At 40.7% G+C, this 14,282-nt stretch carries 15 protein-coding genes; 2 read left to right on the top strand and 13 right to left on the bottom strand.

From position 1 onward, the window contains the following. From FPQ10_RS04890 to FPQ10_RS04865, 6 genes are all read right to left on the bottom strand, one after another. A partial coding sequence (locus FPQ10_RS04890; RefSeq protein WP_186278539.1) for a hypothetical protein occupies positions 1–338 on the bottom strand: 338 nt, incomplete at its 3' end. A gap of 36 nt (positions 339–374) precedes the next feature. Continuing rightward, on the bottom strand, positions 375–1,868 hold the full coding sequence (locus tag FPQ10_RS04885; RefSeq protein WP_144161157.1) for a tripartite tricarboxylate transporter permease: 1,494 nt from the start codon (positions 1,866–1,868) through the stop codon (positions 375–377). 12 nt (positions 1,869–1,880) lie between these two features. Then, positions 1,881–2,339: a tripartite tricarboxylate transporter TctB family protein gene (locus tag FPQ10_RS04880; RefSeq protein ID WP_144161155.1), complete on the bottom strand. Its 459-nt coding sequence runs from the start codon at positions 2,337–2,339 to the stop codon at positions 1,881–1,883. A gap of 110 nt (positions 2,340–2,449) precedes the next feature. Beyond that, positions 2,450–3,511, bottom strand: a complete 1,062-nt coding sequence (locus FPQ10_RS04875; protein WP_144161152.1) for a tripartite tricarboxylate transporter substrate binding protein — start codon at positions 3,509–3,511, stop codon at positions 2,450–2,452. 199 nt (positions 3,512–3,710) lie between these two features. Next, entirely contained in the window at positions 3,711–4,385 is a 675-nt protein-coding gene (locus FPQ10_RS04870) for a response regulator (protein ID WP_144161149.1), read from the bottom strand. A gap of 1 nt (position 4,386) precedes the next feature. Next, positions 4,387–5,985 carry an ATP-binding protein gene (locus tag FPQ10_RS04865; protein ID WP_144161146.1) on the bottom strand — a complete coding sequence of 533 codons (1,599 nt, stop codon included), beginning with the start codon at positions 5,983–5,985 and terminating at the stop codon, positions 4,387–4,389. A 111-nt stretch (positions 5,986–6,096) separates the two neighbouring features. On the opposite strand from FPQ10_RS04865, the gene FPQ10_RS04860 reads away from it, so the two are divergent. Together FPQ10_RS04860 and FPQ10_RS04855 are read left to right on the top strand one after the other, a co-directional pair. Beyond that, positions 6,097–6,327 (top strand): hypothetical protein, encoded by a 231-nt coding sequence (locus FPQ10_RS04860; RefSeq protein WP_144161143.1) that lies wholly within the window; start codon positions 6,097–6,099, stop codon positions 6,325–6,327. A gap of 102 nt (positions 6,328–6,429) precedes the next feature. Next, a complete protein-coding gene (locus FPQ10_RS04855; protein ID WP_144161140.1) occupies positions 6,430–8,343 on the top strand; it encodes a DEAD/DEAH box helicase in 1,914 nt (637 codons plus the stop codon). 74 nt (positions 8,344–8,417) lie between these two features. Here FPQ10_RS04855 and FPQ10_RS04850 read toward each other — a convergent pair whose 3' ends face one another. The 7 genes from FPQ10_RS04850 to FPQ10_RS04820 form a co-directional block, all read right to left on the bottom strand. Next, on the bottom strand, positions 8,418–9,695 hold the full coding sequence (locus FPQ10_RS04850; RefSeq protein WP_144161137.1) for a TRAP transporter large permease: 1,278 nt from the start codon (positions 9,693–9,695) through the stop codon (positions 8,418–8,420). Continuing rightward, the gene (locus FPQ10_RS04845) at positions 9,692–10,153 is read right to left on the bottom strand and encodes a TRAP transporter small permease (protein ID WP_144161135.1); all 462 of its coding nucleotides are present in this window, start codon (positions 10,151–10,153) and stop codon (positions 9,692–9,694) included. The genes FPQ10_RS04850 and FPQ10_RS04845 overlap by 4 nt, the downstream gene beginning before the upstream one ends. 63 nt (positions 10,154–10,216) lie before the next feature. Beyond that, the gene (locus tag FPQ10_RS04840) at positions 10,217–11,209 is read right to left on the bottom strand and encodes a TRAP transporter substrate-binding protein (RefSeq protein WP_144161132.1); all 993 of its coding nucleotides are present in this window, start codon (positions 11,207–11,209) and stop codon (positions 10,217–10,219) included. Positions 11,210–11,379: 170 nt separating this feature from the next. Further along, positions 11,380–11,724 (bottom strand): cupin domain-containing protein, encoded by a 345-nt coding sequence (locus tag FPQ10_RS04835; protein WP_144161129.1) that lies wholly within the window; start codon positions 11,722–11,724, stop codon positions 11,380–11,382. Positions 11,725–11,759: 35 nt separating this feature from the next. After that, a complete protein-coding gene (locus tag FPQ10_RS04830; protein ID WP_144161126.1) occupies positions 11,760–12,545 on the bottom strand; it encodes a carbon-nitrogen family hydrolase in 786 nt (261 codons plus the stop codon). Between the two features lie 6 nt (positions 12,546–12,551). Then, positions 12,552–13,235 carry a DUF2848 family protein gene (locus FPQ10_RS04825; protein ID WP_144161123.1) on the bottom strand — a complete coding sequence of 228 codons (684 nt, stop codon included), beginning with the start codon at positions 13,233–13,235 and terminating at the stop codon, positions 12,552–12,554. 1 nt (position 13,236) lies between these two features. Then, positions 13,237–13,932 carry a GntR family transcriptional regulator gene (locus FPQ10_RS04820; protein WP_144161120.1) on the bottom strand — a complete coding sequence of 232 codons (696 nt, stop codon included), beginning with the start codon at positions 13,930–13,932 and terminating at the stop codon, positions 13,237–13,239. Positions 13,933–14,282: the final 350 nt, after the last annotated feature.

Raw genomic sequence — 14,282 nt, 5'->3', positions numbered from 1 at the left:
GGGAAGCCGTCGAAAAACTGGTGTAGCCGCTCGATGAAGCGTTCTAACCGCTCAATAAACGCATCGAACCGCTCGACGAAGCGTGCCAACCGCTCGATAAACGCATCGAACCGCTCGATGAAGCGTTCTAACCGCTCAATAAACGCATCGAACCGCTCGACAAAGCGTGCCAACCGCTCGATAAACGCATCGAACCGCTCGATGAAGCGTTCTAACCGCTCAATAAACGCATCGAACCGCTCGACAAAGCGTGCCAACCGCTCGATAAACGCGACGAACCGCTCGACAAAACGTTCCAACCGCTCGATAAACGCATCGAACCGCTCGACAATGTACAACAGCCACTGAATCTAGACGGGAGTCGCCGAATCCGTTTAAGCTTCTTTCTTTTTCGTCCGAATCGTTTTAATAATTGGGAATATGAAAGATAGTACGGACATGATAATTAATACGAGTGAGATGTTATTTTCAAAAAATATGGAAATATTTCCGCCTGAAATGGTCATGGATTGTCTGAATGATTGTTCCATCATTCCACCAAGGATGAATGCGAGAATAAATGGTGGCGCTGGAAAGGCAAACATACGCATTAACAAGCCTAAGACCCCAAATGCCAATAATAAGTATAGGTCAAATACACTAAAGCTGATCGCATAGACACCAATAAAACTGAACATGATTACCAGTGAAATCAACATCGGTCTCGGAATCGTCAATAACCTTGCGATATACGGAATTAACGGTAAGTTCAAGATTAATAGAAAGATATTACCGATATACATACTAGCAATAATGCCCCAGAATACTTCCGGGCGATCGGTCATCATCATTGGTCCTGGCTGTAACCCTAAGACTAGAAAAGCACCGAGCATGACTGCCGTCGTTCCTGAACCTGGAATACCTAAACTAAGTAATGGAACGAACGCCCCACTGGTCGCTGCGTTATTTGATGCTTCAGGTGCAGCCAACCCTTTAATGGATCCTTTACCGAATTCATCTGGGTTTTTCGCAATCTTTTTTTCAGTGATGTAACTGATGAATGACGCGATCGTTGCCCCAGCACCTGGTAAAATACCTAAAATAAAGCCTAAAAATGATTGTCGACCTGCTGGGCCACTCATTTCTTTAAAATCACTTTTGCTTAAACGAAGGCTTCCGATTTCCTTCGCACTTCCAATGGATTTTTTATCACGATTCATGATTAGGTAGCATACTTCGGCAATCGCAAATAAACCAAGTGCGATGACGAGAAAATCGATTCCATCCAATAAATTCGCACTACCAAAGTTAAACCGTGCTGTCCCCGTTTGTGGGTCAATTCCAATCGTTGCAATCATGAAACCTATAACAGCTGAAATCATCGCTTTAATCGTTGAACCTTCTGACAAACTAGCGATGGCTGATAAGCCCAATAGCATCAATGCAAAATAAGCAGGTGGACCAAATGAAATAGCTACGCTCGCGAGCATTGGCGCAAAGATCATCAACAAGACAACACTGATCGTTCCTCCAACAAAGGAAGAAATCGCAGCAATGGCCAATGCCTTCCCCGCTTTTCCTTGCTGGGCCATCGGATAACCATCAAATGCCGATGCCACTGTTCCGGAAATACCTGGTGCGTTTAAAAGTATAGAGGATGTCGAACCACCAAAAACGGCACCATAGTATACACCTGCCATCATGACTAATGCCATCGTCGGATCCATGCCATAAGTAATCGGGATCATAATGGCAATGGCACTTATCGGCCCCAAACCAGGTAACATTCCGATAAACGTACCGACAAACACACCAATTAAAACAAACATGATTCCTTCTAAACTTAATGCGACTTGAAAGCCTGTCGCAATTCCGTCAAGTGCTCCCATTATATCCCTCCTTTAAAATGGTAAGATTCCTGCTGGCAATCTAATTTGAAGCATATAAACGAAAATACTATATAAAATGACTGGAAATAAAATGGATACAATCGCATTAACCAAATGCTTTTTGTAACCTAAGTACCATGTAGAACTGAATACAAATAATACTGTCGCTAAAATAAATCCGAGTGATTCGAAAAACGTAATATACAAAAAGACAAATAGGAAAACGACCAATAGACTAATCACATCTTTTTTTGGAATGTGTCTTTTTGCTTTTTGTTCTTCGGAATCCCGATCTTTAGAGAAAAACAGACCTACTGATAAAGCAAGCAGTAACCAGCCGAGCGTTTTAGGTATAGCATCGGCGTCTACAGGAATATATGGATACGTCGGTAATTGATAACTTAAAATGAGGTAAAAAGCCGATAGAACTGCCAATACGATCGCAATTCGTTGGTTCACGTTTTTCAACACAGGATTCTCCTCCTCTCGCACAATGAATCTCGTATAAATAAACAATCAGAAGTCAACAGGGGACCCCTGCTGACTTCATAGGATAATAAATGATTCGTTATTGAAATCTATTATTCGTTCAATAAATCTAGCTCTTCCAATAATCCTTTTAAATTCTCTTTTTCTTCATCCAAGAAGTTTTTGTATTCTTCGCTACCCATGTACATTTCATTCCATCCGTAGTTCGAACGGATTTCAGCAAATGCTTCGGATTCGCTTAACTCTTTGAATTTTGTTTCGTAATAAGCTACTTGCTCATCCGTCATGTCTGCCGGGCCAAAGAAGCCACGCCAGTTAATGAACTTTTCATCAATTCCTTGCTCTTTCGCCGTCGGGAACTCAGATAGAGTTTCTCCTTCAAGTCTTTCTTCAGAGGTCACAGCAAGTACGCGAATTTCTCCGGCTCTCGCTTGTTCAACCACTTCACCGACACCTGTTGAGAAGACGTCAGCACTTCCATTAAGCACTTGAGTGATTCCTCCTGCGTCTGGAGCAGATACGTATTTGATTTTTGTAATGTCAACGCCTGCCGCTTTCGCAAAGCGAACGAATTGGATGTGGTCCATACTTCCAGGTGATGATGTTCCTACAACCGTTACACTAGAAGGATCTTCTTTCATTTGTTCGAATAACTCACTTAAATTCTCCCATTCAGCATCTTCACGTACAGCAAATGCACCATAGTCAGCAATGACGTTTGCAATTGGTGTGAAGTCTTCATGTCCATGTTCAGATTGACCGCTTAACGGCACTAATAGAATTGGAGAAGATGATACGAATAGGCTATGTGGATTTCCTTCTTGGTTAGCAATGTATGACCAACCAATCGCTCCTCCTGCACCTTCTTTGTTCACAACTCCAATACTCTCTTCGATAATTCCTTCTTCATTTAATACTTGTGCAGCCATACGGGCAGTCGTATCCCAACCACCACCGGCTCCTGCTGGTGCGACCATTTCGATGTTCTGATCAGGCGTCCATTCTCCACCTTCCGCATTCCCTTCAGAACTTTCTTCCGTACTTTCTTCATTGCTCTTTGAATCTTCTTGAGATTCTTCATTATCCTCGCCACCACAAGCAGCTAGGAAACCAAGCAAGAATACAAACAATAAAATAGCTAAAAACTTCTTCATGCTTCTACCCCCTAATAATTTTTGTTCAATTCACAAAATGTTCACTGTTTGTTATATTAGCACTTTAATATTTTGTTTGTAACCGTTTTCATTATTAGTAAAATAAAGACCATAAAGGTGATTTTGTTCATTTTGTTCACGAAAACAAAAAACCTCAACCCGTTCACCAGGTCGAGGTAAGCATTCGTATCTCTATTCATTAGATATTTGCATAATAATGTCTTTCTGGCCGACCGACGATTCCATACTCTAATTCTGCGTAGCACTCGCCAATTGAAATCAAATACTCCAAATATCTTCTCGCCGTCGTCCTGGATGCACCCATTCGCTCACCCATTTCTTCTGCTGTGAAGCCTTTTGATTCCTCTCTTAGAATTTTATTGACCTTTTGCAGGCTCAAAGGATCGATCCCTTTTGGTGTATCTTCTTTCAGTTGATTTTTCGATTGGAAACCAAAGTACTGGTCAAGGAACGTCTGATCGATTTCCTTATATTGATCTAACTCCAATTGAAACTTCCGGTATTTCTCAATCGTTTCAATAAAGCGGTCCATCGTAACCGGCTTTATGATGTAGTCAAACACACCTAATTGAAGTGCTTGTTTCACGACTTCTTTTTCAGTAGCCGCACTAATCATGATGATGCCGAGTTCTGGCTTTATCATGCGAATGTCATTAATCAATTCAGTGCCAAGGCGATCTGGCATATAGATATCCAACAACAATAAATCAATATCTACCGACTCGATCTTATTTATTGTATCTTCTGCGTTTAATTCTTTAAAAACGATTTTCACGTCATCCATTTTGGATAAAAACCCTTCATGAATGGAAGCGACCCGAAAATCATCCTCTGCTATTCCAATCCGCAACACATTAACCCACCTCGCTTTGTTGATCACTTAACGTTTTCGGTAAATAAACCGTAAATACAGTCCCATTTGAATCGGTATCAAAACTGATCGTTCCTTGTAAATCCACAACTACTTCTTCGACAATTGGCAACCCAAAACCACGATCTTCTTCTTTCGTCGAGAATCCCCTTGAGAAAATATTCATTTGCTTATCTTCTGGAATGCCTGGACCGTTGTCACTGACTTCGAAAATGATATCATTTCCGAGATCTGTTGCAAAAAACGTCACGCGACGTTCTTCTTGATCTTGTACTGCATCCATTGCGTTATCAAATAAATTCCCTAATATCGTCGTTAACTTTGAAGTCGTCAGATGCTCTGGTAACTTGGCAAGCTGACTGTTTTCATCTACAGAGAGCTCAATCTTTTTTTCAGAAGCTTTTCCTAATTTACCGAGTAAAATGGCTTGTACAGGTTCATCTTTGATATGTTCGAGCAAACTTTTTGTTTGTTGTTGGTAGAAGTAAGACTCTTCTTGGATTAAATCGATCGCTTCTTGATAGTGACCGAGCTGTAATAACCCAGACAATACGTATAGCTTATTTGTGAATTCATGTGTTTGTGCCCGTAAATCTTCCGAGTAACTTTTTACTTCCGATAGCGCGTTGATCATCTGTTGCATTTCAGTCTTATCTCGGAAACTAGCAACAGCTCCTACCGTTTTGCCATTTTCATTGAGTGGAATTCGGTTGACGATCACATGCCGATCTCTTAAAATGATTTCTTCATCAATGTCTGGCTTTCCGCTTTGTAAGACATCATACATTTTCGTATTCGGTAATACATCTTCAATATGTTTGTACTTGGCACGCTCATCGAGGCCAAGCATCTTTCTCGCCGAATGGTTTAAAAGTGTTATCATTCCTTTTTGATCGACTGCAATAATCCCTTCCTTCACGGAGCGTAAAACAGCTTTTCGATCACGGTAAAGGCTGGCAATCTCGCGAGGTTCAAGTCCTAATATATCTTTTCGAATACTCTTTGTGAGAAATAGACCGCCCACAGCTCCAAGAAGAAGCACCAACAAAGAAAATAAAAACAGATCATTCAGCCGTTCAAAAATCATCCCCTTAATGTCTTCGATCATAAAACCGACTGAAACGATTCCAATAATATCTCCTTCTTGATTGAAAATCGGCGCTTTTCCGCGTAACGATGGTCCTAATGAGCCTACTGCTTCCGATTTATAGTATTCTCCTTGGATTAACGCCTTGTCGTTATCTCCGCCAACCATTTTTTTGCCGATTTTATGCGTTTCAGGGTGGGCAATCCGTGTACTTTCTGCATCTCCAACAACAATAAATTCAGAACCAACTCGCTTTCGAATATTTTCAGCAATCGGCTGAATGGTTTCGGTTGGGTTGGGATCATCAAAAGCATTGATCACTTCCGGCATCAGAGAGATGGACGTAGCTACATCAAGTGCTCTTTGCCCCATATGATCTTTGATTTGATTGTATTCTATGTATGATTGAATGGCCGTCAATGAGAAAGTAACGATAAACAAAAGGGTAATGAGCATCGTCATAATTTTTGTTTGTAACGAAAATTTACTTGCCATAGTCTTATTCCTTCCTTACTCTATTATCAATAGATTAACATGGTGAGCCAGCAATTGTTAGTAAGCTTTCAATATTTTGAAATTGATTTTTTCGGTGAGAGGTGATGATAAATGGCACAATTCATAACGAAGCTATTAGCAGGTATTCTCTTAATTCTTTTTTTGATTCGTCTGTTTAATAACCAATTAGAGATTCCTTCTTTCCTCTACTACGTAGTCGGTATGTTTTTCTTGTTAATTGTTTCCTTGACTTATTGGAAGGATCAAAGAATCGGATTGAGTTTATTTGTCTTGATTGTTGCAATCATGACAGGGTTCGTTGCTGTTGCAGAGATCTACTAGTTTACCTTGTGCCGTTTACGAATCGTGCAACTTTCTAGCGTACACCTCAACACATCCAATATATGTTAAACTAGGGATAATACATATAAGTAGGTGAACTTTATGGCGCTCACAGTTCCTGAAACCATTCGCCGGACGGCAACCGCCGGTGAACGCGTGTTGTTTCGTACGCTAAAAGAATTTTTACCGGAAGACTATATCGTTTACTATGAGCCTGAAATCCACGGCAGGAGACCGGATTTTGTCATCATCGGTCCTGACCTTGGACTGATTGTATTAGAAGTGAAGGATTGGACCCTTTCGACGATTGTTCAAGCGACGAAGGATGAATGGATTATCTTTGGCCGGAACCAGCAACAAGCCATAGAAACAAACCCCTACAAAAAAGCCGAAGAATTTACGTTTCATTTGATGAATTATTTAAAGAAGGACCAAAACCTCATTCAATCAAATGGACGACACCGATTCAATTTAAAATTTCCTTGTGGCTATGGTGCCGTTTTTTCCCGATTACAGACGGAGAATTTATCGAAAGAGAATCTCTATTCGGTCATCAGCCCTCAGTATTGCTTGGCCAGAAACGAAATCGATCCGGACCACGAGGATTTCTCTGAAGAAATTCTTATGGAAAAGTTAATGAATATGTTCAAGATTAATTTTCGACTACGCGAACCACTGCAGCGAGAAGATATTGATGCGATTCGTCATCACCTATTTCCAGAGGTACGCATTGGTGGGGAATATCAGGAACAGGCTCCTCATCAGGAGCAAATTCTGCTTTCCATGCATAATCTTAAAGCGATGGATGTCCACCAAGAAAACTATGCGAAAAATATCGGTGATAAAAACCGAATTATTCGAGGGGTTGCCGGTAGTGGTAAGACGCTAATCTTGGCAACTAGAGCAGCGCTGCTTGCTCGCGAAAACCCTGATTGGAAAATCATGATTCTTTGTTATAATGTATCGCTCGCCAATTACTTACGCTATTTGATCGACTTGAAAATTCAAGATTTAAAAGAAGATGGCGACCAGGCTTCTTTGTTTGAAGCATCAGGGTCGAAAAAACTCGGAGACGTAGAAGTTTACAACTTCCATTCATTTTTAAAGGATAAATTCAGTGCGAGTGAAAATCGTATCCCTCATTTGATTCAATCGCTTCAAACGAGTACACAGTTTGTAGACCGATACGACGCTATTTTAATTGATGAGGGGCAAGATTTTAAGTCTGAGTGGTTACAATTGGTCAGTCAATTAGTCAACCCACAAACGAGCTCGCTATTGTTAGTTGAAGACCGAGCGCAAGATATATACAAACGCCGCCGTACCTATAAGCAGGATTTAGGACTCGATTTCACTGGGAGATCGCGAATTCTGTCGATCAATTATCGGAACACGCAACAAATCGTTCGGTTTGCATGGGAATTTTACCAGCGTCATTCTACTTTGAAAGATAAAGTCGCTGAGCAACATATTGAAGGAGAAATCATCGCTCCTAAATCGACCCCACGAAAAGGTCCTGAACCTTACGTCTATAAGGCTGACTCGTTCATGGATGAAATGAAAAAAGTTTGTGCGACGATTCAACGTTTGCACAGAAAGCATCAAGTTCCTTACGATGAAATGGCCATTCTTTACCGAGTGAAAAAATCATCTAAACAAAATTACATTTCAATCATTCAAAGGCAATTAGCCAAAAATAACCTTCCTTTTTATTGGGTCGCTGAAAACCAAGGCACGAAGAAAACGTACTCCAAGGATGACGGAAAGATTAAAATCAGCACTATTGACTCTAGTAAAGGACTCGATTTTCAAGCTGTATTTATTGTCAATGTTGATAATATCCCATTTGAATTGGAGAAGGATAAAAATAGAGAAGCTGCCCTTCTTTATATCGCGATGACACGAGCGCACAAGTTTTTATCGCTCTCTTTCTCAGGCGAATCGGAATATACACAGTTTTTGGAGGAAATGAACGAGCGCTTTTCCCAAGACAGTATTCGCGCCGACAGTAGTTAAGATTTTCCTTCGGGCCGTAAAAATGTTTTTAAAAACCCTTGAACCACACACGTATGTGTGTTCAAGGGTTTTAGTTAATCTACAAATAATTCAACTGGAAATAGAATCAACTCTGGTACATACGTAACAAGAATCAACACGAGTATAAGCACACCCACTTGTGGGAATAAATACTTGAACATCTTCGGAACGGTAATTTTCGCAATGGAAGATGTAACAAATAAGCAGACGCCAAGTGGTGGTGTCACCATTCCAATCGTCAAGTTTACGGATAAGATTATCCCGAAATGGATTGGATCGATGCCCGCCGCCAATGCAAGCGGCAAGAATAACGGTGTAAAAATAGATACGGCACTAATCGTATCAATGAATGTACCTGCAATAAGCAAGATGACGTTTATCAACAAGAGCAACAGAATCGGATTATCCGCTACTGGACCGAGCATATTCAGTAACTGGTTCGGAATTGAATTAAACGATAAGAACCAGATAAATAAGGATGCTGCACCGATCAAGAAAATAATCGTCGCTGTCGTTTTTGCGGTTTGAAGTAAAATTGGCCAGAAGTCTTTGATTGTAATCTCTTTATAGACAAACATACCAATCACAATGGCATAGACCACGGCAATTACACCTGATTCAGTTGCTGTAAAGATTCCACTGACAATCCCGCCAATAATGATGATTGGCATAACTAATGCCAAGACAGCATCTTTTGCGCCGACGATAATTTCTTTAAACGTCGCACGGCGGTCACTCGCACGGTAACCCTCTTTTTTGCCGACAAAATAACTATAGATCATTAAGCCAAGGCCCATTAAAATACCAGGAAGCACCCCAGCAATGAACAAATCACCAATTGATACACTAGCGATGACTCCATATAGGATTAACACGATACTCGGTGGAATAATGGGACCGATTGTTGAAGATGTTGCAACAATACTGGCAGAGAAGCGTTTGTCATAGCCTTCCTTGTCCATGGCAGGAATCATCATGCCGCCGATTGCCGCCGCTGCAGCAATCGCTGTACCGGTTAAGGCTGAAAAGAACATACTCGCCAAGATGACTACCATTGCAAGACCGCCGGGAAGTGGACCAACCAATGTTTTCGAAAAGTTGATCAGACGTTTGGAAATTCCACCTTGTGTCATCAGCTCTCCCGCTAAAATAAAGAGCGGTACGGCAACTAAAGTGAAATTATTGACGCCTCCGAATATTTGTCTTGGAACATTGATTAACAAATCTGCGTCAGATAATACGATACCAAAAATGGTGACGGAACCTAGCGCAAAGGCAATCGGTGTCCCAAGAAGTATGAGTACAAATAGTACTGGAATTAACCATATCATGTGAACACCTTCCTAACATGATAGTATGCCATGAATACTGAGCTGATTGGCAGTGCCATATAGACATACGCCATTTTCAACGGTAGCATGCTCATCGTCTGCCCTGATTTAAAATTATTTTGTACCAATTCAGTACCGTAAAGAAACAGAACGACAATTAATACTCCGACAATGATAAATTCAACACTTTTTAGAACAATATTAATGCTCTTCGGAACTTTTTCGAATAAATCAACCTTTAAATGATCTCCATTTCTAATCGCTAAAGCCGCTCCAAAAAGAATGCTATAGACAAACGCAATCATCAAAGCTTCCTGCGACCATGTCAGTGGTTGATCTAAGACATATCGAAAAATCACTTGCAGGAAGGTAATGATGACCACTGACCCTAAGCAAAGTGTAATCACTACCTCAAGTAATTTTCCGATGAAGTTGTCTAGGCTTTTTAAAGCAGTCATACGAATCACCTTCACTCTAAAGTAGAATGCCCAGGAGAGAGTATCCCCTCCCGGGCAATCCTATTACTTATTGTTTTCAATTTTTTCGATTAAGTCTTGTGGGACTTCTTCAACAGTGTTTTTCACATCACTTGTTGCTTCTTTGAACGCTGCACGGTCTGGCTCTGTAACCGTTACACCTTCGTCTTCAAGCATTTGAAGAATTTCTTCTTCTTTGTCAGCCAATAGTTCTCTATGGTAATCCGTCGTTTCGTCCGTTGCCTCTTGAATCGCTTTCTGGTGTTCTTCACTTAATTCATTCCACAAATCTAAATTCATGACAGTAATCGCTGGATTATATGTGTGACCTGTCAATGAAACATAGTCTTGTACTTCGTAAAACTTCATTGATTCAATGGTTGGAAGTGGATTCTCTTGTCCATCAACAACCCCTTGATCAAGAGCAGAGTATAGCTCGTTAAAGTCTACTGGAGTTGGACTCGCACCGATTGCTTTCATATGCTCTTCCCAAACTGGGGAAGGTTGTACACGAATTTGTAGTCCTTCAGCATCTTCTGGTGTGACAATTTCATTTTGATTGTTCGTCAAATGTCTGAAACCGATTTCCCACCAGCCAAGACCTTTCATGTTATGTTCTTCAGATAAAGCAAGTAATTCATCACCAATCTCGCCATCTAATGTGCTGTATGCGTGATCGCGATCTTCAAACAAGTACGGAATACCAAACACGTTCATTTCAGGTACAGTGTTCGAAAAGTTACTGTCTGGTGCAACCGTTGTCATATCCAACGAACCGTCCATAACTTGCTCAACTGCTTCTCCTTCACTACCTAATGTCGCATTCGGGTGAATTTCAATAGTAATTTCACCATCTGTTTTTTCTTCAACCAATTCTTTGAACTTCTCAGATGCCAAGTGATATTGGTGAGTCTCAGATCCTGTATGAGCTAGTTTCAATGTTTGTGAGTCTCCAGATCCTTCTGAATCTGACCCACCACATGCTGCAAGTGTTACCATTAACACGATGAGTAGTGTGCTGAATAAAATTCTCTTCATTTTAAAACTCCTTTTCTCTGTATATTTATTTTACAACCATCTTGCTCTACCAAAGATTTAATGGCTCCTTGGCGAGACGCTATCCTTTTTATCTATAGTAAGGTTTGACGCTATCTTTTATCCGAATCGTTTGTCTTTTCTTAATATTTAAGGTAAAAAATTTCAAGTTGTTATTTGTAATATCTAACTTCATACATCGTGCATCCGTTTGGTGATTTCCAAGGTCCATGCTTCATCCCTGGAGGTCTAGATGCAATCATGCCTGCGGTGAATTCTTTGTTCAATGTCAAATCAATGAATGAACCTTCTATAATGAAGACTTCCTCCCAGTAATCATGTGACTGGACTCCATTTGGTGTGGTATCTGTACCAGGTTCAAATTCCATGATTCTCACTAAATCCTTGCCTTGATCGTCTTGTGAAATCATTCGTTGGTATAGTCCATCCACCTTGCCATCAATTTTTTCTCTTTTGAATTGGTGGTAATCCGTAAACTCCACTGATGGCCGGCTCATTCGATCACCTCCCCCTAGACTTTATTTTGGTTGAATCAGTATAGATGTGGCACCCGACTATCGAAAATCGGCACTTCTTTTCTGACTTCCAATACTCTATCTGGATTTAAAGATCCTGTAAGTGTTTCTTCCTTGTCATCCGATCCTTGTGCCAATACATCTCCCCATGGGTCGATAATCATGGATGCACCAGCGTATTCAACATCATTCAAAGATCCAACGTTATTGGAGGAAACGACATACATTTGATTTTCAATGGCTCTTGCGACTTGCAAGCTCGTCCAGTGTCTTCTTCTTGGTGTCGGCCATTCTGCGACGACGAACATTACTTGGGCGCCGTCCATAGCTAGTTGGCGAGCCAATTCAGGGAAACGAAGGTCATAACAAATGATGACACCCATTTTTACCCCTTCTAGCTCAAAGGTTTTGACCTTTTCTTGCCCACCAGTTAAATAAAGTGGTTCGTTTAGCATTGGGACTAAGTGAATTTTGCTATATTCATGCACAAGATTACCTTCTCGGTCGAAAACGAAGCTTGTGTTGTACACTTTTCCATCAATTTTGTTAGCTACAGAGCCACCGACAATATTGACGTCATACTCTTTTGCCAGATCACTTAGGAAGGATCGAGTTGGCTCACCAGCATTGTCTGCAATATCTTGAAGCTGATCCAACGTATAAGAAGTTGTCCACAATTCTGGCAGAACAATCGTATCTGGCTTCTCACCTTGTGAAAGCTCCTCCACCCACTGCTGGACTTTCTCTCTATTTTTTTCAGGGTTACCAGCAACAACTTCCATTTGATAAATAGCGAATCTCATTGTTCATTACTCCCTTTCAATATTGATGATGTCGTATTCTGATGTGATTTCGTCATTGTTGACAGGGTCTCTAAATGTCATACGGAAAGCTGTTCCATATTTGAAGCCGTCTTTTAACGGGACAGTTCCTGAAAAGAAAATACTATTTTTCTTTGGCGCTTCTACCTTTTCAATATATTGAATGATTTCTTCATAAGGCATAATAGCTTTCAAGGAATCCTGTTGGTAATCAACCCATTCACCGTCCACATACACCTGAGAAGTTAATTCTAGTTCATCCCAATGATCGAGAACATCTCGGAGTTTCCATGCTTTCGTAGCAAATGGTTTCCCACAGACTTGCTTTGATTTATTGATATCAACTGTTTCCAATCCACGATCTGTGTGATCACTTCCGACTGTTACATAAACGTCTTCGGATGAGTCACCAAAGATAAGAACGACTTCTGCTTCTCCGCTTGTTTTCTTACCAACCACTTCCATTGCTTGATTCTGAAAGATGGTGTTGCCACTGACTGGGTAAAGCATTGGCACTTCTTTTGGTTCAGGAATACCAATTTCAGCAAGCTCTTTAATATGAGCATAAGTATTTTCTTTGTTTCGTCCTGTGTAACCGATGCAGAAAGCTTTATGAATGGCTAGCTCTTTTGTTTCTCCGGCTACATCGAGTTGATAAGTTGTTTTAGACATATTAAAGACCTCCTAGTGAATCGCTTTTCTCTTTGTTGTTTTTCAACTGCTCACGCTGTTTTTTGACAGAAGACGCCGTTGTCAGCAAGTGGTGTCTCATTAAATCGGCTGCCTTTTCTTCATCTCTTTCTCGTAATGCATTGACAATTTCTCTATGCTCTTGGATAACTTCTTCCATCCGTCCCTCTTTGGAAATGGCCGCATGTCCGATAAGTCGGGTGAGATTATAGAGTTCTTGCAAGATTTGCTCCAATATATTTTGGTTGGAAAGTTTAAGCAAATGGCGATGAAGGATTTGATCCAGTTCTATATAACGAATTCGATCGTTATTTTGGATAGCTATTTGTTGTTCATCAATCAAGGCATCCAACTTCTTCAATTCTTCATCCGTAATATGGTCAATAAGCATTTTCACGCTTCTCATTTCGATGGATATTCTCAGGTAGAGAATTTGCTCCATATCGTCCTCGTCGATTCTTCGGACTTTAAAGCCTTTCCTTGGAATGTGGATGAGCAATCCTTCTTTCGTCAAATCTCCTACCGCTTCCCTCACAGGCGTACGGGAGATATGTAACGATTCAGCCAGTGATGTTTCAGTCATCATTTGGTTCGGATCTAACTCTCCACTGAGAATGGATCGTTTGAGCTGATCATATACAATTTCTTTTGTCGTTTTCCTTCTTGCGATGGGTTCCAATGATTTCACTCCGAATAAATAATTAAGTATGAATAACTTATAGCTGCAATAAAACGCTTTCATGAAATAGATAAAACAGCTGTTTGTGTGTGCACTGTATTATGTATACAGTATAAGTGAGGGCCTTCTAAATTGTCAAATAAATTTTATCTAGAAATATTGACGGGTTAGATTGAGCTGATCTTTGGGCTGTGGGAGGGAGCTTGCCGAATACAATTAGGCGGGTATTTGCATTTTCAGTTATTGAGAATGGCCTATCGAGTACGGAAGACGATCATTTTCTTGTGCTTCCGTTGTTGAGAGCGTCTATCGAGTACGGAAGACGATCATTTTCTTGTGCTTCCGTTGTT

Origin of the sequence: Allobacillus sp. SKP2-8 (assembly GCF_007559355.1) — a bacterium.
Taxonomy (GTDB): domain Bacteria; phylum Bacillota; class Bacilli; order Bacillales; family Alkalibacillaceae; genus Allobacillus; species Allobacillus halotolerans.
The sequence above is the reverse complement of the archived record's forward strand: the minus strand, read 5'-3'. Positions and strand labels throughout refer to the sequence as shown.